Source organism: Streptomyces sp. NPDC012825, assembly GCF_042900925.1.
Lineage (GTDB): Bacteria > Actinomycetota > Actinomycetes > Streptomycetales > Streptomycetaceae > Streptomyces.
Genome location: NZ_JBIBBZ010000004.1, coordinates 166,172 through 185,899, shown reverse-complemented (window position 1 = coordinate 185,899; position 19,728 = coordinate 166,172). Strand labels below are relative to the sequence as shown.

Here is a 19,728-nt window from a genome sequence, read left to right as displayed (position 1 = left end):
GGCGTGCCGTACGCGCAGGTCAGAGCCTTCCGAGGTGCTTATCTGACGATTACTCGGATGGGTCAGCCCGGTGTCACCCGCCTGTCGGTCGCCCCTCACCCGCCCGGCGGTCCGCCCGCCGTTTCCCGGGGATCCTCCCGGCGCCCGTCCGGGGGCGGCGCCCACCCGTTCGGACCGCCCGGCGCGACGGGCCGCCGGACCGCCCTTACCGTTCTGACGACGCCACGAAGGGAGAACCATGCCCCCGAAGGACTTCCGCGTCTCCGAGCGCAGGAGACTCCAACCCTGGGGTGTCCTGGCCCTCGCCATGCTGTCCGGGCTCGCGATGATGCGCAACGGGGTGGACGCCGTCTCCGGGCCGCCGCAGCCCGCCGCGGCCGCCCGTCCGGTGGCGCCCCCGACCGCCCCGGTGGTCCCCTCCGCGGCCGCGGGGCTGGAGCCGCTGCCCTTCGCCCCGGCCTCCCGGATCAAGATCCCGGCGATCCGGGTCGCGGCCCCGATCATGGACGTGGGCCTGGACGCGGACGGCTGGGTGGCGGCGCCCCCGCCCCAGGACGCCAATCTCGCCGGCTGGTACCAGAACGGCATCTCCCCCGGCCAGCGGGGCACTTCGGTCGTCGTCGGCCACGTCGACAACACGCAGGGGCCGGCGGTCTTCTACGGCCTGGGCTCCCTGGAGAGGGGCCAGCACATCGAGGTCGAGCGGTACGACGGCCGGGTCGCGGTCTTCGAGATCTACGGCGTCGAGGTGTACGCGAAGGACGACTTCCCCGGCGTGCGGGTCTACGCCGACACGGGTCAGCCGGAGCTGCGCGTCATCACCTGCGGCGGCGGGTACACGCGCGCGCGGGGCTACGACGGGAACGTCGTCGTCTACGCCCGGATGGTCGGCTCCCGCTGATCCCCCGGAGACGCGGAGGGGCCCCGGCGGCCGTGGCGCCGGGGCCCCTCCGTCACGCCCGGGGAGTCAGCGCCGGGGAACGGTGACGCGGTAACCGGCGTCGAGGAGTTCGGGCAGGTACCGGCGGAGCGCGGTCACGCTCTGGGAACGGTCGCCGCCCGCGTCGTGGTTGAGGACGACGACGCCGGGGGCCGCGCCGTCGAGGACGCGGCGGACGATGGAGTCGGCGCCGGGCTCCGTCCAGTCCAGGGTGTCGACGGTCCAGGCCAGCGGCTCCATGCCGAGTTCGGCGCCGATCTCGAAGGAGTGCCGGTTCCAGGCCCCGTAGGGCGCGCGGTACCAGAGCGGAGCCGTGCCGAGGACCCGTTCGACGACCTCGCTGGTGGAGCCCAGTTCGTCGCGGATGCGGGAGGGCCGCAGCTTGGGGATCAGGGGGTGGGACCAGGAGTGGTTGCCGACGACGTGCCCCTCGGCGGCCATCCGCCGCAGCAGGTCCTGGTTCTCGACGGCCATCTCGCCGCAGACGAAGAACATCGCCCGGCAGTCGTGGCGGCGCAGGGCGTCGAGGATGCCGGGGGTGTAGCGGGGGTCGGGCCCGTCGTCGAAGGTCAGCACCATCGAGCGGCCGGCCCCGGCCACGCTGAGGAAGGGCCGCTGCCGCACGGGCGGCAGCGCGCGCCGGTACGCCGGGGGCGCGTAGGCGGTCATCGGCCGGAGGCGGTACGCGTTCGGGTTCGGCCGGGCGGCCTTCGCCCCCGGACCGGCGGCCGGGCCCGCGGCTCCCGGCTCGGCTCCGGTCCCCGGGCCGGCCCCGGCTCCCGGGGTGCGCCGGGGTGCGGAAGCGGCGCCGGCGGCCCGGTCGGGCGCGGCGAGCCGGTCCGCGGCGAGGACTCCGACGGTGGCGGTGGCGCCGAGCGCGGCGGCGAGGCGCAGCACCGCTCGACGCCCGCTGGGCATCTGATCCTTTTTCATGACCAATGGTTCGTACGGATGAGGGTCCGCGCAGCTCAGCGACACCGGCCGCCCGTCCGAAAGCACCCGTTGAGCGGATAACCTCGAAAGGTGACCGAACAGCAGGCCCACCGGTTCGAACGCGGCACCGACGGCCCGAAAGTGATCATGGCCGGGGTGGACGGGTCCGCCTCCTCCCTGCGCGCCGCGGCGTACGCGGCGGGGCTGGCCCGGCGGCAGAACGCCCTGCTGGCGCTCGTGTACGTGCAGCCGCTGCTCCCGGCGGGCGCCGCGCTCGGCGCGCCGGTGGCGGGCGTGACGGAGGAGATCGCCGAGACCCTGGCCGAGGAGATCCGCGCGTCGGCGGAGAGGGTGAAGGACCTGTGGCGGGTGCGGTGGGAGTTCCGCACCTTCCGGGGCGACGCCTATACGGGTCTGGTGCGGGCGGCGGAGGAACTGACGGCGGACGCCGTGGTGGTGGGCGCCTCGGAGTCGGCGGGCCACCGGTTCGTCGGCTCGGTGGCCGTCCGCCTGGTGAAGGCGGGCCGCTGGCCGGTCACCGTGGTCCCCTGACCGGCGCCCCTCCCCCCGGTGCCTGATCCGCCGGACAGGCCCTACCGGCCCATCACGAGGCCGTCCTCGCCGGCGCCCCGGCTGAGCACCACCCGCCGGATCGTGTCGCGGATCCCGGCCCGGCGCGGGTCCCCGGCGGCGTCGGCGCCGAGGTTGACCACCCGGCCGCGTCCGGTGTCGAACCACTGGGGGACGAACTCGGCCCGGGTGACCTCCCAGCGTCCGCCGGGGGTCCGGGGCGGGGCGAAGGTGAAGCGGCCGATGCTGCCCTGGTTGCCGCGCGGGTCGAAGGCGCCCCGGTGGTCGACCATGTCGCCGGCGATCTGGTCGCCCATCCCGTAGATCACCCAGGTGCCGTTGACCTTCTCGTAGGCCTGCGGGACGTGGGCGTGGGTGCCGATGATCAGGTCGATGTCCGGGCGGGTGCCGGTCCGCGAGGCGGTCAGGGCCCGGCCGAGGGAGAGCTGCCGCTCGTCCGGCTCGGTCTGCCACTCGGTGCCCCAGTGGACGCTGACCACGACCACGTCGGCGCCGGCGGCGCGGGCCGCGCGCGCGTCGGCGATCACCCGCCGCTCGTCGAGCAGACCGACCGCCCAGGGCCGTCCCTCCGGGAGGGGGTGGCCGTTGGTGTCGTAGGTGTAGGCGAGCTGGGCGACGGTGGCGCCGCCCGCCTTCATCAGGGCGGGCCGGGCCGCCTCCTCGGCCGTACGGGCCGATCCGGCGTGGCGGACGCCCGCCGCGTCGAGGACGTCGAGGGTCCGGGCGAGGCCGGCGGCCCCGTCGTCGAGGGTGTGGTTGGAGGCGGTGGAGCAGGAGTCGTACCCGGTCGCCCTCAGCGCGGCGGCGACCTCGGGCGGCGACTTGAAGGCGGGGTAGCCGGTGTAGGGCCCGCCCTTCCTCCCGTACACGGTCTCCATGTGGCAGATGGCCAGGTCGGCGCCGGAGACGACGGACTTCACGCCGGAGAGCATGGGGCGGAAGTCGTGGCCGTCGCCGGCGGAGTCCTCGGCCGCCCTGCGGATGACGGAGTCGTGCGGGAGGACGTCCCCGGAGGCCACGAGGGTGAACCCGGCGGGCGCGGAGGCCGCGCCGGCGGCGGCGGAGGGGGCGGTGGGGCGTCCGGCGGTGCCCGGGACGCCGGTCCCCGAGGCGGCGGTGCTCGCGACCGGACCGCTTCCGCCGCTCCCGCCGCCCTCGCCGGTGCAGCCGGTCGCCGTCGCGAGCAGGACGGCGGCGAGCACCGCCGTCCCCGCGGGTCTGGTGCGTGAGGTCATGTGCGGCACTCCACCCGGATCGTATGACGAGCATCTGTTCCGACGAACAGATCTCGCGGGGAAGCCGCAGTCAAGGGTCGAGGCCGCACGACGCCATGAACCCCGCTGAAACGGACGCAACGGCTCCGCGCGACCGTTCGCCGTACCATTCGCCGCTCGGTGCGACCGTTCGTCGCAGACCGCTGTCCGTTCCCTGTCCCCCGCCGTCCGGATGCGTTCGTATACGGGCCGACGACGAGCCGCGGGAGAGGTGGGCAGCATGACGACGGCGACGACCGACGAACGGACCCTGGAGGAGTTGCAGCGGGACCACGGCTCCGCGCTGCTCTCCTTCCTGCTCGGCCTCACCCACGGGGACCGGCAGCGGGCCGAGGACCTCGCGCAGGAGACCCTGGTACGGGCCTGGCAGCACCCCGAGGCCTTCGACGGCCCCTACGACTCCATGCGCCCCTGGCTCTTCACCGTGGCCCGCCGCCTCGCCATCGACGCGCGCCGCTCGCGTCTGGCCCGGCCCGCCGAGGTCGGCGACGGCGTCCTCGCCGTGACGCCCGACCCCGCCGACGCCACCGCCTCAGCCGAGGCCGCGCTCGACGTGCGGGAGGCCGTCCGGGGCCTGAGCCCCGAGCACCGGGCGGTGCTCGTCCGGCTCTACTTCCACGGCCTCACCGTCAACGAGGCCGCCGTGGAGCTCGGCATCCCCGCCGGGACCGTCAAGTCCCGTTCCCACTACGCCCTGCGGCAGCTCGGCCGGTCGCTGCCCGGCTACCGGCCGCGCCGGAGACTCGCCGCGTCGTCGGGGCGTTGAGGGCGGTGCCGTCGCCTCCGCCGTCCCCCGCGTCGCCCCCGGCGACCGGAATCCCACTCGTACCGATCCGGCCGGAGAACGTATCCGAAACCACTCGGGCGAGTTGAGCAAAGCGGGACCCGCGGGCGGCCCGTACGGAGGAGGCTCTCCCCCGGGCCCCGTCGTCCGGGTCCCTCGTACGGCACCTCATACGGCCCCTCACACGTGGTCACGTCCGGGAGAAGGTGGGAAGCGTTGCTGCCCGAGAGCACGAACGGCGCCGGCGGCACGAGCGGCGGCGGCCTCGCCGTCCCGATGGCCTGGCTGTGCGCCGAGTACCTGGCCGACGAGGTGCTGCGGGCCGCCTCGCTCGTGGCGCCCGGCTCGCTGGAGTACCGGGCGGGCCTCCAGGCCCTGGCCCTCACCGTCCACCTCGCGGAGGACCCGGACCGGCCGCCCGCCGGCCGGATCGACGAGTGGCTGTGGCACACGGCGTACGACCGCCCCTGGCCGCCCTGGGTCGAGGAGCGGCTCGCCGAGCGGCGGGCGGCCGGCGGCGACGGACCCGACCTGGCGCTCGCGCACACGGCGTGGCGGCGGCTGCGGGACACCTGGATCCGCGCCGCCGACCTCGACGGACGGGGGGACCTCGATCCGGAGTGCCCGGTCGACGAGGCCGAGCAGATCTGGCTGCCCGCCTGGAAGCTGGGCCTGCCGCTCGCGCACCTCTCGCTCCACCTGAGCTGACCGGGGCGTCCGGCCGGTGCTCACAGGGGTGAACGGTGCACTCCGGGGCGGTACTTGGGGATCCGTACCGTCACCTTCATCCCGGCGCCGACCCCCGTCTCGATGACGAGGCCGTACTCCGTCCCGTACACCTGGCGCAGCCGCTCGTCCACGTTGGAGAGGCCGATGCCGGAGCCCGCCGGGTGCTCCCCGCGCAGGACGGCGCGCAGCACCTCCGGGTCCATGCCGATGCCGTCGTCCTCGACGGTCACCACGGCCTCGGCGCCCGCGTCCCGGGCGGCGATGACGACTCGGCAGCCCTTCTCCCGGTCCTGGAGGCCGTGCTTGACCGCGTTCTCCACCAGCGGCTGGAGACAGAGGAACGGCAGGGTCACCGGCAGCACCTCGGGGGCGATCCGGAGGGTCACCTTCAGCCGGTCGCCGAAGCGCGCACCGGCCAGGGCCAGGTACTGCTCGATGGAGCGCAGTTCGTCGGCGAGCTGGGCGAACTCGCCGTGCCTGCGGAAGGAGTAGCGGGTGAAGTCCGCGAACTCCAGGAGGAGTTCCCTGGCCCGCTCGGGGTCGGTGCGGACGAACGAGGCGATGGCGGCGAGGGAGTTGAAGATGAAGTGCGGGGAGATCTGGGCGCGCAGGGCCATGATCTCGGCCTCCACGATCCGGGTGCGCGAGCGGTCGAGCTCGGCCAGCTCCAGCTGGACGGAGACCCAGCGGGCCACCTCGGTCGCGGCCCGCACGAGGACGGCCGACTCCCGCGAGCCGTAGGCGACGAGCGCGCCGAGGACCCCGTCCTCGCCGGTGAGCGGGGCGATCACCGCCCAGCGCAGGGGGCACGCCGGGTCGGCGCAGCCGGAGTCGGCGGAGCGGCTGCGGCCGGTCTCCAGGGTCTCGGCGGCCTGCGCGGGGACGTGCGCGCGGTGGTGGTCCTCGCCTGGTCCGTCCCAGGCGAGGACCGCGCCCCGGTCGGTGAGGCAGAGCGCCTCGGTGCCGAGCAGCGAGCGGAGCGTGCGGGCGGCCCTGCGGGCGGTCTCCTCGGTGAGTCCGGCGCGCAGCGGGGGCGCGGCGAGCGAGGCGGTGTGCAGGGTGTGGAAGGTGGCCCGCTCGACGGGCGTGCCGAGGTCGGGGTCGGTGTCGCGGCCCCCGCGCCGGGCGGCGAGGCGGCCGAGGACGAAGCCGGCGACGAGCAGCACGACCCCGGCGGCGGCCGCGGCGGCGAGGGCGACGCCGCTCACCGGCGGGCTCCCGGCCGGGTGTCCGGGCGGTCTCCCGGACGGGCCTCGGGGCGGAAACCCGGTCGGACGTCCGGGCGGCCCTCCTGGGCGGGGACAGCCCCGGATATCTCCTCCGGGAGGTGGAGCCGGGCGAGGAGGGCCGGAGTGCCGGGCGGGACCCGGCGGGGGGTGGCGAGCGAGACCAGGACCATGGTGAGGAAGCCGAGCGGGACCGACCAGACGGCGGGCCAGGCCATCAGAGTGTGCGGCCAGCCGCCGGGGGCGAGTCCGGCGCGGGTCGCCATGACGGCGGCGAGGGCGGAGCCGCCGCCGAGCAGGAGGCCGGCCATCGCGCCGGGCGGGGTGAGCTTCCGCCACCAGATGCCGAGGACGAGCAGCGGGCAGAAGGAGGAGGCGGAGACCGCGAAGGCGAGGCCGACGGCGTCGGCGACCGGCACCTTGGAGGCGACCACCCCGACGCCGAGCGGGACGGCGGTGGCGAGCAGGGTCGCGAGCCGGAAGTGCCGGACGCCCCGGGAGGGCAGCACGTCCTGGGTGAGGACCCCGGCGACGGACATGGTGAGCCCGGAGGCGGTGGAGAGGAAGGCGGCGAAGGCGCCGCCCGCGAGGAGCGCCCCGAGCAGGTCGCCGGGGAGGCCGCCGAGGATCCGGTCGGGCAGGACGAGGACGGCGGCGTCGGCGGAGCCGGTGAGGGCGAGTTCGGGGGCGTAGATCCGGCCGAGGAAGCCGTAGAGCGGCGGCAGGAGGTAGAAGGCGCCGACGAGGCCGAGGACGACGAGGGTGGTGCGGCGGGCGGCGCGGCCGTGCGGGCTGGTGTAGAAGCGGACGGCGACGTGCGGCAGGCCCATGGTGCCGAGGAAGGTCGCGAGGATCAGTCCGTACGTGGCGTACAGCTGGTGTCCGTCGCGACCGCCGGCCAGCGGCTGGGACCAGCCGAGGGGGTCGGTGCCGCCGGCCATCCGCTCGGGGAGGACCGCGCCCGGCTCGAAGGCGAGCGTGGTGCCGCCGAGGACGTGGTGGGTGCCGGGGCCGAGGGTGAGGGTCCGTCCGGTGTGCGGGACGGAGTCGACGCGGCCGGTGACGGTGACGGTCAGCGGGGCGTCGAGCCCGATCCGTACCGTGTCGGCGACCCGGACGACGGTGTGGCCGCGCAGCACGGCGGGGGCGTCGAAGCGGGCGCGGGGCGCCCCGTCCCCGTACCAGGCGGCGAGCAGGAAGAGGACGGGGACGAGCAGGGCGGTCAGCTTCAGCCAGTACTGGAAGGCCTGGACGAAGGTGATGCTGCGCATGCCGCCCGCCGCGACGGTGCCGGTGACGACGAGCGCGACGAGCAGGCCGCCGACCCAGTCGGGGGCGCCGGTGAGGATCTCCAGGGTGAGCCCGGCACCCTGGAGCTGCGGCAGCAGGTACAACCAGCCGATGCCGACGACGAAGAGGCTGGCGAGCCGCCGGGCCCGCCGGGACTCGAGGCGGGCCTCGGCGAAGTCGGAGAGGGTGTACGCGCCGGAGCGGCGCAGCGGGGCGGCGACGAGGACGAGCAGGACGAGGTACCCGGCGGTGTAGCCGACCGGGTACCAGAGCATGGCGGGGCCCTGGACGAGGACGAGTCCGGCGATGCCGAGGAAGGAGGCGGCGGAGAGGTACTCACCGCTGATGGCGGCGGCGTTGAGGCCCGGCCGGACGGTCCGCGAGGCGACGTAGAAGTCGGAGGTGGTACGGGAGATCCGCAGGCCGAGGGCGCCGATGAGGACGGTGGCGAGGACGACGGCGGTGACGGCGACGACCGCGTGGGTCTGGTTCACGCGGGCGTCCGTGCGGAGGGGCTCATCGCTCGACGAGGCCGGTGAAGTCGCGTTCGTTGCGCTCGGCGCGGCGGACGTACCAGTGGGCGACGGCCCAGACGACCGGGTACACGCCGACGCCGAGGGCGATCCAGACCAGGGCCTCGGGGGCGGGCAGCGCGAGGACGAGCGGGAGGGGGCCGACGAGCAGGGCGAGCGCGCCGAGGGCGGTGAGGGCGGCGCGGAGCTGGCTGCGCATCAGGGAGCGGACGTAGGTGTGCCCGAGGGTGGTCTGTTCGTCGATCTCGGAGCGGGCCGGGTGGTGGGCGGGGCGCCGTCCGGCGGGGGCGGGGACGGTCCCGGCGCCGTGGGCGGAGGCGTGGGTGACGGTCTCGCGCCGGGGTCTGCGCGGCGGGTGGTGCTCGGACATCGGCGTCCGCTCCGGCATCTCTGGGCTTCGGGTGGTGCGGGCGGTGCGGCCCGGGACGCGTGGAGTCTACGCAGCGGGGTCGGGGGGCGGTAGACCTGCGGCGACGGAGGTGCCGAGGTGCGGGGGTGCGGAAGTAGGGGGGTACGGGGTCAGCCGCCGGCCCGGTGCATCAGGAGGTCCCGCAGCTGGCGGGCGTGGCGGCGGCTGACGGCGAGGTCGGTGTCGCCGACCCGTACCGAGGTGGCGCCGCCGTCGAGCCGCAGTTCGTCGATCCGGGCGAGGGCCACGAGGTGGCTGCGGTGGATGCGGACGAAACCCCGGTCCGCCCAGCGCTCCTCCAGGGCGGAGAGCGGAATGCGGACGAGGTGGCTGCCCCGGTCGGTGTGGAGGCGGGCGTAGTCGCCGTGGGCCTCCACGTAGGCGATGTCGTCGACGGGGACGAAGCGGGTGACGCCGCCGAGTTCGACGGGGATCTGTTCGGGCGCGGCGGCGGGCGCGGGCGCGGTGGTGGCGTGGACCAGTTCGTGGACGCGGCGGACGGCTTCGGCGAGGCGCTCGCGGCGCACCGGCTTGAGGACGTAGTCGACGGCCTTCAGGTCGAAGGCCTGGAGGGCGAAGCCCTCGTGCGCGGTGACGAAGACGACGAGCGGGGGGCGGGCGAAGCCGGCGAGCAGCCGGGCGACGTCGAGGCCGGTGAGGCCGGGCATGTGGATGTCGAGGAAGACGACGTCGACGGCGTCCTCGCCGTCGGGCCCCGACTCCAGGGCGCGGCCGATCCTGCGCAGCGCCGCGGTCGCGTCGCCCGCGCCCTCGGCGGTGCGGACGCGCGGGTCGGCGCGCAGCAGGTAGAGCAGCTCCCCGAGGGCGGGCTCCTCGTCGTCGACGGCCAGTGCGCGCAGCATGCGGCGGAGTCTAGGCGGTGTCCGGCGGGGACGGTCGCGCCCCGGGGGCGTCGGTCTCCGGCGGGTCGAGGAGGTCGAGTTCGGCGGTGAGGGCGGCGGTGAGGGCGTCGAGGTCGGGGACGGCCGCGCCGTCGGCGACGAGGCCGATGTGGACCCGGCCGCCGTAGGGGGACATGGCGACGGCGAGGGACTGGCCCCGGGCGAGCGGGGCCATGGGGAAGAGGGCGCGCAGCGGGGCGCCGCCGAGGGAGAGCGCGGAGCGGGGCAGCGGCACCTGGGTGACCAGGAGGTCGAAGAGGAGACGGGCGGCGCCGGAGGCGAGGGGGGCGCCGAAGCGGTGGGCGAGCGGGTGCAACTGGTCGGCGAGGAGGGCGACGGCTCCGGCGCCCCGGAAGGGGCCCGCCGCCTTGTTGCGGTCCATGGCGTGCCGGACGGCGGCGAGGCGGGCGGCCGGGTCGGGTTCGGTGACGGGCAGGTCGAGGAGGTAGCCGGAGAGGCTGTTGCCGGGGCCGGGCGGGGCTCCGGGGCGGCGGCGCGAGACGGGGACGAGGGCCCGGGGGTCGGCGCCGGGCAGCGGCAGGCCGCGCCCGTCGAACCAGCGGCGCAGGGCTCCGGCGACGACGGCCAGGAGGACGTCGTTGGCGGTGCCGCCGGTGGCGCGGCGGACGCGGTGGACCCGGTCGAGGGAGAGGGTCGCGGTGGCGATCCGGCGGGTGCCGCTGGAGTGGGCGGCGAGGGCCGCGGTGGGGCGTCCGTCGAGGCGGCTGGCGCGGACGACGGAGGCGCCGACCTCGACGGCCCGGCCGAGGTCGCCGAGGCGGTCCCGGGCGATGCCGAGGAGACGTCCGGGACCGGGGAGCCCGGTGAGCCCGGGAAGCGGCGGGCGCGGGGGAACGGGGCGGGCGCGGCGCGCGGGGCGGTGGCCGGCGGCGATCTCGTCGAAGATCCCGGCGCCGATGGCGACGGCCCGCATGCCGTCGGCGAGGGCGTGGTGGAGCTTGACGAGGACGGCGAAGGAGCCGTCGGGGGCGCCGCTGAGCAGGTACATCTCCCAGGGCGGCAGGCCCCGTTCGACGGGGCGCTCCATGAGTTCGGCGGCCAGGCGGGCGGTCTCGGCGGGGAAGTCGGCGCCGGGGAGGGTGATCTCGCGGACGTGGCGGCGGACGTCGAAGTCGGGGTCGGCGCTCCAGGCGGCGCCGCCGACGGGGATCAGGACGTCGCGGACGCGCATCCGGAGCCGGGGGACGGCGGCGGCGCGGCGGGCGAGCAGCTCCAGCACGTCGGCCGGTTCGCCGCCGGGCGGCGCGGGCACGGGACCGAAGTGGGCGAGGGCACCGAGGTGCAGGGGGTGGGTGGCGGATTCCAGGTGCCAGAAGGCCAGGTCCAGCGGAGCCAGGAGCTCGGTGGTCACGGGTGTCCTCACGTCCTGCGACGTCCTGCGACGTCCTGCGCGGAGAGATGGAAGACCGCAGTCAATCGCGCACCGACAGTTACGGTCAAGTGCGGTCAGTTAACGCTCCGTAAAGACTCTCGGTCGTCTGCTCCCGCAAGACGCCTCCGGAAGGCCTTCTCAGGTCTCGGGGGCGACGCTCTCCACGACGAACTCGCACCACACGCACTTGCCGCCGCCCCGCGACTCCACGCCCCACGCGTCGGAGAGCTGGTCCACCAGGAGCAGCCCCCGGCCGGACACGCCCGCCTCCCCGGCCTCGCGGCGCCGGGGCAGGGCGCTGGACCGGTCCTCGACCTCCACCCGCAGCCGCCGCGTGGGCCCCGGGAGGACCCGCAGGGTCACGATCGCCCCGCCGTCGGTGTGCATCAGGGCGTTGGTCATCAGCTCGTCGGCGACCAGCTCGATCTCGTCCGCGCGCTCCCCCGCGCCCCAGGCGCGGACGGCGGCCCTGATCATGTGGCGGGCCGAGCGGAGCGCCTCCGGATCGCTCTGGGCCACGTGCTGCTGGAACCGGCCGGCGCCGGGGGCGGCGTACGTGCCGTGGCGGCGCAGCAGCAGGATCGCGACGTCGTCCTCGCCGCCCCGCTCGGCGACGACGTCGCACAGGTGGTCGGCGAGTTCCTGGAGGTCGGCGGGGCCGCGCCGGACGAGGGAGGAGAGCCACTGGAGTCCCTCGTCGAGGTCGGCGCCCGGCTTCTCCACCAGGCCGTCGGTGTAGAGCAGCAGGGTCTGCCCGGGGTCCAGTTCGAGGGTGGTGACCGGGTAGTCGAGGCGGCCGAACTCCGCGGAGAGTCCGAGCGGCAGGCCGCCTTCGACCGGCAGCCTGCGGCACCGGCCGTCGGACTCCCTGATCAGCGGGTCGACGTGGCCGGCGCGGACCAGCTGGACGACCCCGGTGCGGAGGTCGACCTCGGCGTACGTGCAGGTGGCGAAGCGTTCGGTGTCGAGTTCGTGCAGGAAGACGGAGGCCCGCGCCATCACCGTGGCCGGGGTGTGACCCTCGGCGGCGTAGGCCCGCAGCACGATCCGGAGCTGGCCCATGACGGCCGCGGCGTGGGTGTCGTGGCCCTGGACGTCGCCGATGACGGCGCCGACCCGCCCGCCGGGCAGGGCGATGACGTCGTACCAGTCGCCGCCGATGTCCCGGCCGAGCCGCGCCGAGCGGTAGCGGACGGCGGTCTGGGCGCCGGGCACCTCCGGGATCCGGCGCGGGAGCATGGCCTGCTGGAGCCCCTCGGCGAGGTCGTGCTCCTGCTCGTACAGCATGGCCCGCTGGAGGCTCTGGGCGATGCTGCTGCCGAGGGCCACGAGCAGGGTCCGCTCGTCCTCGCTGAAGCCGTTCCGGTCGCTGTAGAGCAGTCCGAGCGCGCCGATCGGGCGGGCCTGGGCGATGAGCGGGAGGTAGGCGGCGGCGGTGACGCCGAGACCGCTGATGTGCGGCCAGAGCACCGGATAGGAGTCGGAGAAGTCGCCCGGCGAGTCGATGAACCGGGGGCGCAGGGTGCGGATCACCTCGCTCATCGGGTACGGCTCGTCCACCCGGGTGAAGCGGGTGCCGGGCACGAAGGCGCCCTCGGGGCCCTCGGCGACCAGGCGGATGCGGCCCGCCTCCAGGAGGCCCATGACGAGGCTGGCGGCGCCGAAGTGTTCGAGGGCGTGCGAGTCGTTGAGGAGGTCGATGACGTCCTTCACCGTACGGGCGTGGGCGAGGGCGGCCGTGGTGCCCTCGACGACGCCGGCGCGCTTGCGGCGCCCCTCGTCGAGGCCGAGCCGGGCGGCGGACTCGGTGAGTTCGTGGGTGGCGTCGCGCAGGACGCCGATGATGCGCACGGGGCGGCCGGTGTCGTCGCGGTGGACGATCCCCTGGGTGTGGGTCCACTGGTGGGCGCCGTCGCGGCGGCGGATGCGGAAGTACGCGCCGTACTGGTCGCTGCCGTCCTTGAGCGCCTGCGCCACCAGGGCGTCGAGGCGGCTTCCCTCGTCCGGCAGGACCCGTGCGGCCAGGGACTCGGGGCGTCCCCCGTACTCCTCGCGGTCCAGGTCGAAGACGGCGAGGGCGGCGTCGTCCATCTCCATGGTCCCGGCGAGCAGGTCCCAGTCGAAGCCGCCCATCCGGAAGGCGGAGCCGTACGCGGAGAGGATCGAGATCCCTTCCGGCGACCCCTCCGGCGCGCGGCGGACCGGGCCGTCCGCCTCCCCGGCCCCGTCGCCCGCGCTGCCCCCGTTGCCCGCGCTCATGGGGCCACGCTAGGCGCAGCCCCGCCCGTACGCACCACGAAGATCCGTCCCACTCCTCGGATTCACCCCTCGAACGCCTCGAAGATGTCGGGCCCGTCCGGCACCGTCCCGGACGGGAAGAGCTCCTCGGGCGGCAGCTCCCCGTCCGGCGGGACGGGCGGCTCCTCGAACGGGTCGGGGAGGGGCTCGGTGTACGGGTCGGGGGCCGGTTCCGTGGACGGGTCGGGCGCCTCGGGGGCGGGCTCCGTCGGGGCGTCGGGGGACGACGGCACGTCCTCCGGCGGGGCGGGGCGGTCGGGGGTGCTGGGGGCGGGGGTGGCCGGGCCGGAGCCGTCCGGGTCGGGCGTGCCGGCGCCGTCCAGGGTGCACGCGTCCGGATCGCAGGACGGTTCCACGGCGGGCTTCCGGTCCTCCTCGCCGTCGCTGCCCGTCCGGCGCTCGATCCAGGTGCGGTCGGTGGCGTTCACGATGACCAGGCTGGCGACGACGGCGCCGGTCGGGCGGACGACGACCACGTGGTCGGGGTCGAAGGCGTCCCAGGGGACGCCCACGTAGACGCCGCCCCGGTCCGGGGCGGGGGCGCGGAGCGGGTTGCCTCCCGCACAGCGCACGCGCGGGGAGCCGTACTGGTCGACGAGGACGGCCGTACCGCTCTGGAGGACGGCCTGGTGGGCCTCGGCCCGGCCGCCGCGGTAGCCGTGGCCGGTGACCCGGGCGTCCACGCGCAGGGTTACGGGGGTGAGGCCGCGCAGCCAGTCGGCGACGCCGGCCTCGGGGATGCCGGAGGCCTCGGCGAAGGCCCGTGCCTTCTTGGCGTCCCCGGCGAGGAGGGAGACCTGGCGTTCGACGTCGCAGCTGCCGACGGCACGGGTGCCGCCGTAGAGGCCGGGCGTGGCGCCGTCGACCTCGCGGGCCCGCTGCCCCTCGGGGGGCCCGGGCGGGTCGGAGGGGCGGGCGGTGTTGCGGACGGTGGAGGCGGTGAAGGGGTCGGGGCCCGGGACGGCGGCCGCCCGGAGGAGGACGTCCTGGGCGGGGGCCGCGACGGGCCGCCCCGCGCTCCCGGCCCCGGTCCCGCCGGAGGAACACCCGGCGAGCAGCAGCACGGAGGCGAACGCGACCCCGGCGAGGCGCGCGCCGTCGCGGGGTGCCGTCGCGTCTTCGCGGGATGCGGTCGCGCCATCGCGGAGTGCCGTCGCGCCGTCGCGAGGAGCAGCCACGCCCTTGCGGGATGCGGTCGTACCCTCGCGGGGTGCCGTCGCACCGTCGCGGGGTGCGGTCGCGTCCTCGGGAGGTGCGGTCGCGCCGTCGCGGGGAGCGGTGGGGGTTCGCCGCGTCCGGCGAAGGGGTGAGCGCACCTGGTACTCCCGACTTTCTCTCCCCCGGGCCCGGGGCCCGGTTCCGGCCAGTCCCTCATGTCTGTCGCAGTGCGCGGGCGTCCGCAAGCGGAGGGGGACCGACCGGGTCATCCCACCGGAGAGACGCACTTGAACACGTTCAAGAAAAGTCCTACTCTCAAGATGTCGCTTGAACGCGTTCAAACGGGGGTGGTGACATGACCGCGCTGTCGGTCCTGGTGGCCCCGGTCGTGATGATCGGGATGTTCTGGGTGGTCCCGACGGGGCTCGCGCTCCTCGACGGCCCGAGGCCCCCCGGCCTGGACCGGCTCCGGCGCGTCTGGCCGCTGCTCGCCGTCCCCGGCGCCCTCTCCCTCTGGCTGCCCCGCTCCGGTCTCTCGGCCGGCCTCGCCGCCGTCTACGCCCTCGCCACCCTGGTGCTCGCGTGCGGGGCACCGGCCCGGCTGATGCTGACCCGCTCGCTCCGGCCGCGGGAGGTCGCCGTCCTCACCGCCCTGACAGCGCCCTCGGTCGCGGGCCTCGCGCTCGTCGCGGAACGGGCCGCCTACCCGCTCCTCGGCTTCGACCTCGACCTCCTCGCGCTCACCGTCCCGCACTTCCACTTCGCGGGCTTCGCCGCCGCCCTGGTCGCCGGCCTCGTCTGCCGCGCCTCCGAGGACGGGCCCACCGCCCGCTTCGCCGCGCTCAGCGTCCCCGCCGGCACCCTGCTCGTCCTGATCGGCTACTTCGTCGACGACTGGGCCGAACTGGCCGGTGCCCTCGTCCTGACCGCCGGCATGGCCGCGGTCGCCGTCCTGACCCTGCGCGAGCGCCGCGACCTCGCGGCCGACGGGCCCACCCGCGCCCTGCTCGCCGTCTCCGCCCTGGTCCTCGTCGTCACCATGCTGCTCGCCCTCGACTGGGCGCTCGGCGAGGCCACCGGCTTCCCGCACCTCGACCTGACCTGGATGGCCGCGACCCACGGCCTGGGCAACGCCCTCGGCTTCGCCGTCTGCGCCCTGCTCGCCCGCCGCCGCCTGCGGGCCCGCGACCCGGCCGACGGCTCCACCATCCCCGCCCGTCCCCGAACGGAGACCCCGGCATGACCCGCCTCCTGAAGGACCTCTCCCGGCCCGACCGCCACCGCCCGGGCCCGACCTACCGCGAGGTCGGCGCCACCCGCACCCCCGAAGCGCTCCCCGAGGGCTACCACCACCTGCGGTACGGCGCGGTCGTCGGCCACGGCCGGGCCGCCTTCGCGGCGGCGGGCGGCGCCGTCACCTCCTGGCGGATGCACCGCGGCTCCGGCGCGCGCCTCCTGGCCGACGCCGACCGCGCGGGACCCGGCGTCCGCGTGGAGGTGTCGGCGGGCATCGGACGCTTCCGGCTCGCCGTCCCCTGCGCGGTGATCTGGACGGCGTACGAGAAGGACCGCACCGGCTTCGCGTACGGCACCCTCGCCGGGCATCCGGAGTGCGGCGAGGAGTCCTTCGTCGTGACGCTCGAACCCGACGGCGCCGTCCGGTTCACGGTCACCGCCTTCAGCCGCCCGGCCGTCTGGTACACCCGGCTGGCCGGTCCCCTGGTCCCGCTCCTCCAGCGCGCGTACGCCCGCCGACTCGCCCGGACCCTGCGGCGTCTCGTCAGGACCTGACCCCGGGCCGATACTGGGGACGATGGAGTGGTTCACGGCACCCGACCTCTGGCTGAGCCGGATCGTCTTCCAGCGCGGCCTGGCCGGCCTGTACTTCGTGGCGTTCCTGTCGGCCGCCCTCCAGTTCCGGGCGCTGATCGGGGAGCGCGGCATGCTCCCGGTCCCGGAGTACGTGCGCCGGACCCGGCCGCGCCACACGCCCTCGCTCTTCCACTGGCGCTACTCCGACCGCCTGTTCGCGGCGGTCTCCTGGACGGGCGCCGCCCTGGCGCTCGCCCTGGTGGCGGGCGCCGGGGACGCCGTGCCGCTGCCGGTCTCGATGCTCCTGTGGCTGGTGCTCTGGGCGCTCTACCTGTCGATCGTGAACGTGGGCCAGACCTGGTACGCCTTCGGCTGGGAGTCGCTGCTCCTGGAGACCGGGTTCCTGGCGGTCTTCCTCGGCAACGACGACACGGCCGCGCCCCTCCTGGTGCTCCTGCTGCTGCGCTGGCTGCTCTTCCGGGTCGAGTTCGGGGCCGGGCTCATCAAGATCCGCGGCGACCGCTGCTGGCGTGACCTGACCTGCCTCTGCCACCACCACGAGACCCAGCCGATGCCCGGCCCGCTGAGCTGGTTCTTCCACCACCTCCCCCGCCCGCTGCACAAGGCGGAGGCGGCGGCCAACCACGTCGTCCAGCTCGTCGTGCCGTTCTTCCTCTTCGCTCCGCAGCCGGTGGCCACGGTGGCGGCCGGCCTGATGGTGGTCACCCAGCTGTGGCTGGTGCTCTCGGGCAACTTCGCCTGGCTGAACTGGATCACCGTCGTGCTCGCCCTCTCCGCCGTGGACGCCTCTCCGCTCACCGGCGACCGCCCCCTGCCGGACCCGCCGCTCTGGTACGTCGTCCTGGTCGTCGCGGTGACCGCCCTCGTCCTGGTCCGCAGCTACCCCCCGGTGCGCAACCTGCTCTCCAGGAATCAGGCGATGAACCGCTCGTACGACCCGTTCCACCTGGTCAACAGCTACGGCGCGTTCGGCACGGTCGGCCGGGTCCGGGACGAGATCGTGGTCGAGGGCACCGACGACCCGGCGCCGCACGAGGGCACCGTCTGGCGCGAGTACGGCTTCCGGGGCAAGCCGGGCGACCCGCGCCGGCTGCCGCGGCAGTTCGCCCCGTACCACCTGCGGCTCGACTGGCTGATGTGGTTCGCGGCCCTCTCCCCCGGGTACGCGCGCGCGTGGTTCGGGCCCTTCGTGGAGCGGCTGCTCGACGGCGACCGGGACACCCTGCGGCTGCTGGCCCACAACCCGTTCCCGGACGCGCCGCCGGTCCACGTCCGCGCCCGGCTGTACCGCTACCGCTACACGACCTGGCGCGAGCTGCGCGCGACCGGGGCGTGGTGGCACCGGACGCCGCTGCGGGAGTACCTGCCGCCGACCCGGCTGCGGAAGTCCGCGGGCGGTCCCTGAGACGCCGGGACGTGCCGGTGCCCCGGCCGTGAGTACGGCCGGGGCACCGGGGGGATCACTTCGGGGCGTCGGCTCAGTCGATGCCCGGCAGGATGTGGGGCTCGGCGAGGTCGTCCTCGTAGCCCGCGAGCCGGATCGGGGCCGAGCGGGCCCAGACCTCCAGGCTTCCCAGCTCGCCCTTCCGGCGTGGCCGCTCGGTGGGTTCGGTCGGTCGCGTTTCCTGCTTGGTCAGTTCGGGTGTCACCGCGCACTCCTTAGTGTCGCGCTACCTGTGGGACAAGTGCCGTGCGGTCGCGGTGGCGCCGTTCGTCGGGCGGGACCGCGGCCTCGGTGGCAGGCCGGTCCCGGGCCGGCCGTGAGGAAGGTGTGTCTCCTCGGTGGCCGACCAGTGGACATCAGACTAACCAAATGAGCGCGCATGCGCTCTACCGGGCTCGGAAGTGTGACGCGTTCGGGTGAAACAAGCCGAAAGAGCGCCCCACCTGGCCGATGGGGCGCTCTTGCCGGAACGGGGTGCCGGGCTACCGGCGGGGGGAGTCCGCGCCTACCAGTTGCCGGGGGCGTAGTCCTTGAGGAACACGCCGTACAGGTCCTCGCCCGCCTCGCCGCGCACGACCGGGTCGTAGACCCGGGCCGCGCCGTCGACCAGGTCGAGCGGGGCGTGGAAGCCCTCCTCCGCGAGGCGCAGCTTGTCGAAGTGCGGACGCTCGTCGGTGATCCAGCCGGTGTCGACGGAGGTCATGAGGATGCCGTCGGTCTGGAACATCTCCTGGGCGCTGGTCCGCGTCACCATGTTCATCGCGGCCTTCGCCGCGTTGGTGTTCGGGTGCCCGGCGCCCTTGTATCCGCGGCCGAAGACGCCCTCCATCGCGGAGACGTTCACGACGTAGGAGCGCCCGCTGGCCGCCCTGCGCGCGGCCTCGGCCATCACCGGCCGCAACTTGCTGATCAGTATGAACGGCGCCGTGTAGTTGCACAGCTGCGTCTCCAGGAGCTCCACCGGGGAGATCTGGTCGATGCTCTGCACCCAGGTGTTGCTCTCGACGACGTCCGGCAGGAGGCCGCCCGCGTCGATGGCGGTGCCGTCGAGGTGGCGGGCGATGCTGGCGTTGCCGGCGACCAGGGCGAGGTCCGCGACCTTCTGGGCCTCCAGACCGCTCGTGCCGAGGGGCAGCGCGGCCAGGCCGTCCACCGCGCCCGAGTTGAAGGCGCCGATGACGTCGTGGGCGGGCAGCTCGCCGGCGGGCAGCGGGGCGCTCTCGCCCTCGACCAGGGCGGCGTACGCGGAGGGCAGCCGGCGCACGGTCTGGGTCGCGTTGTTGATGAGGATGTCCAGCGGACCGGCCTCGGTCACCCGGTCGGCGAGGGCCACGGCCTGGGCCGGGTCGCGCAGGTCGATGCCGACGACCTCCAGGCGGTGCATCCAGTCCGCGGAGTCCTCCATGGCCTTGAAGCGGCGGATGGCGTCCTTGGGGAAGCGGGTGGTGATCGTGGTGTGGGCGCCGTCGCGCAGCAGCCGCAGCGCGATGTACATGCCGATCTTGGCCCGGCCGCCGGTGAGCAGCGCGCGCTTGCCCGCGAGGTCGGCACGGGCCTCCCGCTTGGCCCGGTTCTCGGCGGCGCAGTCCTGGCAGAGCTGGTGGTAGAAGTAGTCGACCTCGACGAACCGCGTCTTGCAGACGTAGCAGGAGCGGGGGCGCTGGAGGATGCCCGCGATCCGGCCCTCCCCGGTGACGGAGGTGGGCAGGATGCCCTCGGTCTCGTCGTCGATGCGCTGCGCGGAGCCGGTGGCCGTGGCCTCGGTGACCGCCTTGTCGTTGGCGGTCTTGGCGGCCCGGCGCTCCTGGCGGCGGCGCTGCTTCACGGTCCGGTAGATGCCGGCGGTGGCGCGTCGGACGCGGATCGCGTCCGGGTGGTCTATCTCCAGCTTGTCGAGCTCGTCGAGGACACCGAGGCAGACGGCCAGGCGCTCGGGGTCGATGCCCGGCCCGTGGTCCTGGATTTCTTCGGTCACCGTCATGGCCTTCGGG

At 75.2% G+C, this 19,728-nt stretch carries 18 protein-coding genes; 7 read left to right on the top strand and 11 right to left on the bottom strand.

Annotated features, from left to right (window positions below; genetic code table 11):
* Window positions 1–238: 238 nt before the first annotated feature.
* The gene (locus ACFY7E_RS12415; RefSeq protein ID WP_389483710.1) at window positions 239–901 is read left to right on the top strand and encodes a class F sortase; all 663 of its coding nucleotides are present in this window, start codon (window positions 239–241) and stop codon (window positions 899–901) included.
* Between the two features lie 66 nt (window positions 902–967).
* Here the strand turns inward: ACFY7E_RS12415 and ACFY7E_RS12410 are convergent, their stop codons facing one another.
* Window positions 968–1,858, bottom strand: coding sequence for a polysaccharide deacetylase family protein (locus ACFY7E_RS12410; protein WP_389483708.1), 891 nt, complete (start codon window positions 1,856–1,858; stop codon window positions 968–970).
* A 105-nt stretch (window positions 1,859–1,963) separates the two neighbouring features.
* Between ACFY7E_RS12410 and ACFY7E_RS12405 the strand changes: the two genes are divergently transcribed.
* Window positions 1,964–2,425: a universal stress protein gene (locus ACFY7E_RS12405; protein ID WP_389483706.1), complete on the top strand. Its 462-nt coding sequence runs from the start codon at window positions 1,964–1,966 to the stop codon at window positions 2,423–2,425.
* Window positions 2,426–2,466: 41 nt separating this feature from the next.
* Here the strand turns inward: ACFY7E_RS12405 and ACFY7E_RS12400 are convergent, their stop codons facing one another.
* Window positions 2,467–3,699 carry a CapA family protein gene (locus ACFY7E_RS12400; RefSeq protein ID WP_389483703.1) on the bottom strand — a complete coding sequence of 411 codons (1,233 nt, stop codon included), beginning with the start codon at window positions 3,697–3,699 and terminating at the stop codon, window positions 2,467–2,469.
* A 259-nt stretch (window positions 3,700–3,958) separates the two neighbouring features.
* On the opposite strand from ACFY7E_RS12400, the gene ACFY7E_RS12395 reads away from it, so the two are divergent.
* Together ACFY7E_RS12395 and ACFY7E_RS12390 are read left to right on the top strand one after the other, a co-directional pair.
* The gene (locus tag ACFY7E_RS12395) at window positions 3,959–4,504 is read left to right on the top strand and encodes a sigma-70 family RNA polymerase sigma factor (RefSeq protein WP_389483701.1); all 546 of its coding nucleotides are present in this window, start codon (window positions 3,959–3,961) and stop codon (window positions 4,502–4,504) included.
* Between the two features lie 234 nt (window positions 4,505–4,738).
* Window positions 4,739–5,230, top strand: coding sequence for a hypothetical protein (locus tag ACFY7E_RS12390; protein ID WP_389483699.1), 492 nt, complete (start codon window positions 4,739–4,741; stop codon window positions 5,228–5,230).
* Between the two features lie 20 nt (window positions 5,231–5,250).
* Here the strand turns inward: ACFY7E_RS12390 and ACFY7E_RS12385 are convergent, their stop codons facing one another.
* From ACFY7E_RS12385 to ACFY7E_RS12355, 7 genes are all read right to left on the bottom strand, one after another.
* Window positions 5,251–6,459, bottom strand: coding sequence for a histidine kinase (locus ACFY7E_RS12385; RefSeq protein ID WP_389483697.1), 1,209 nt, complete (start codon window positions 6,457–6,459; stop codon window positions 5,251–5,253).
* The gene (locus ACFY7E_RS12380) at window positions 6,456–8,261 is read right to left on the bottom strand and encodes a cation acetate symporter (protein WP_389483695.1); all 1,806 of its coding nucleotides are present in this window, start codon (window positions 8,259–8,261) and stop codon (window positions 6,456–6,458) included. The genes ACFY7E_RS12385 and ACFY7E_RS12380 overlap by 4 nt, the downstream gene beginning before the upstream one ends.
* Window positions 8,262–8,283: 22 nt before the next feature.
* Complete coding sequence (locus ACFY7E_RS12375; protein ID WP_383435477.1) at window positions 8,284–8,670, bottom strand: hypothetical protein; 387 nt, start codon at window positions 8,668–8,670, stop codon at window positions 8,284–8,286.
* Between the two features lie 149 nt (window positions 8,671–8,819).
* Window positions 8,820–9,572 carry a LytR/AlgR family response regulator transcription factor gene (locus ACFY7E_RS12370; RefSeq protein ID WP_389483693.1) on the bottom strand — a complete coding sequence of 251 codons (753 nt, stop codon included), beginning with the start codon at window positions 9,570–9,572 and terminating at the stop codon, window positions 8,820–8,822.
* A gap of 10 nt (window positions 9,573–9,582) precedes the next feature.
* Window positions 9,583–10,983 carry a wax ester/triacylglycerol synthase family O-acyltransferase gene (locus ACFY7E_RS12365; protein WP_389483691.1) on the bottom strand — a complete coding sequence of 467 codons (1,401 nt, stop codon included), beginning with the start codon at window positions 10,981–10,983 and terminating at the stop codon, window positions 9,583–9,585.
* A 159-nt stretch (window positions 10,984–11,142) separates the two neighbouring features.
* Window positions 11,143–13,137, bottom strand: coding sequence for a SpoIIE family protein phosphatase (locus ACFY7E_RS12360; protein ID WP_389484216.1), 1,995 nt, complete (start codon window positions 13,135–13,137; stop codon window positions 11,143–11,145).
* Window positions 13,138–13,325: 188 nt separating this feature from the next.
* The gene (locus ACFY7E_RS12355) at window positions 13,326–14,480 is read right to left on the bottom strand and encodes a DUF6777 domain-containing protein (protein WP_389483689.1); all 1,155 of its coding nucleotides are present in this window, start codon (window positions 14,478–14,480) and stop codon (window positions 13,326–13,328) included.
* A 344-nt stretch (window positions 14,481–14,824) separates the two neighbouring features.
* Between ACFY7E_RS12355 and ACFY7E_RS12350 the strand changes: the two genes are divergently transcribed.
* Genes ACFY7E_RS12350 through ACFY7E_RS12340 form a run of 3 tightly spaced genes read left to right on the top strand, consistent with a single transcriptional unit; the run spans window position 14,825 to window position 17,698 of the window.
* On the top strand, window positions 14,825–15,703 hold the full coding sequence (locus ACFY7E_RS12350) for a YndJ family protein (RefSeq protein WP_389484214.1): 879 nt from the start codon (window positions 14,825–14,827) through the stop codon (window positions 15,701–15,703).
* Entirely contained in the window at window positions 15,700–16,251 is a 552-nt protein-coding gene (locus ACFY7E_RS12345; protein ID WP_389483686.1) for a DUF1990 family protein, read from the top strand. The genes ACFY7E_RS12350 and ACFY7E_RS12345 overlap by 4 nt, the downstream gene beginning before the upstream one ends.
* A gap of 22 nt (window positions 16,252–16,273) precedes the next feature.
* Window positions 16,274–17,698, top strand: coding sequence for a lipase maturation factor family protein (locus ACFY7E_RS12340; RefSeq protein WP_389483684.1), 1,425 nt, complete (start codon window positions 16,274–16,276; stop codon window positions 17,696–17,698).
* A gap of 73 nt (window positions 17,699–17,771) precedes the next feature.
* Here the strand turns inward: ACFY7E_RS12340 and ACFY7E_RS12335 are convergent, their stop codons facing one another.
* Window positions 17,772–17,942, bottom strand: coding sequence for a hypothetical protein (locus tag ACFY7E_RS12335; RefSeq protein ID WP_389483682.1), 171 nt, complete (start codon window positions 17,940–17,942; stop codon window positions 17,772–17,774).
* Between the two features lie 300 nt (window positions 17,943–18,242).
* Window positions 18,243–19,718, bottom strand: a complete 1,476-nt coding sequence (locus tag ACFY7E_RS12330; protein ID WP_389483679.1) for an SDR family NAD(P)-dependent oxidoreductase — start codon at window positions 19,716–19,718, stop codon at window positions 18,243–18,245.
* Between the last annotated feature and the right edge of the window lie 10 nt (window positions 19,719–19,728).

What these genes read in the sequence shown, in the direction of transcription:
- ACFY7E_RS12415 (WP_389483710.1), top strand. Translation starts at nt 239, where the DNA reads ATGCCCCCGAAGGACTTCCGCGTCTCCGAGCGCAGGAGACTCCAACCC.
- ACFY7E_RS12410 (WP_389483708.1), bottom strand. Translation starts at nt 1,858, where the DNA reads ATGCCCAGCGGGCGTCGAGCGGTGCTGCGCCTCGCCGCCGCGCTCGGC.
- ACFY7E_RS12400 (WP_389483703.1), bottom strand. Translation starts at nt 3,699, where the DNA reads ATGACCTCACGCACCAGACCCGCGGGGACGGCGGTGCTCGCCGCCGTC.
- ACFY7E_RS12395 (WP_389483701.1), top strand. Translation starts at nt 3,959, where the DNA reads ATGACGACGGCGACGACCGACGAACGGACCCTGGAGGAGTTGCAGCGG.
- ACFY7E_RS12375 (WP_383435477.1), bottom strand. Translation starts at nt 8,670, where the DNA reads ATGTCCGAGCACCACCCGCCGCGCAGACCCCGGCGCGAGACCGTCACC.
- ACFY7E_RS12370 (WP_389483693.1), bottom strand. Translation starts at nt 9,572, where the DNA reads ATGCTGCGCGCACTGGCCGTCGACGACGAGGAGCCCGCCCTCGGGGAG.
- ACFY7E_RS12360 (WP_389484216.1), bottom strand. Translation starts at nt 13,137, where the DNA reads ATGGGCGGCTTCGACTGGGACCTGCTCGCCGGGACCATGGAGATGGAC.
- ACFY7E_RS12345 (WP_389483686.1), top strand. Translation starts at nt 15,700, where the DNA reads ATGACCCGCCTCCTGAAGGACCTCTCCCGGCCCGACCGCCACCGCCCG.
- ACFY7E_RS12340 (WP_389483684.1), top strand. Translation starts at nt 16,274, where the DNA reads ATGGAGTGGTTCACGGCACCCGACCTCTGGCTGAGCCGGATCGTCTTC.
- ACFY7E_RS12330 (WP_389483679.1), bottom strand. Translation starts at nt 19,718, where the DNA reads ATGACGGTGACCGAAGAAATCCAGGACCACGGGCCGGGCATCGACCCC.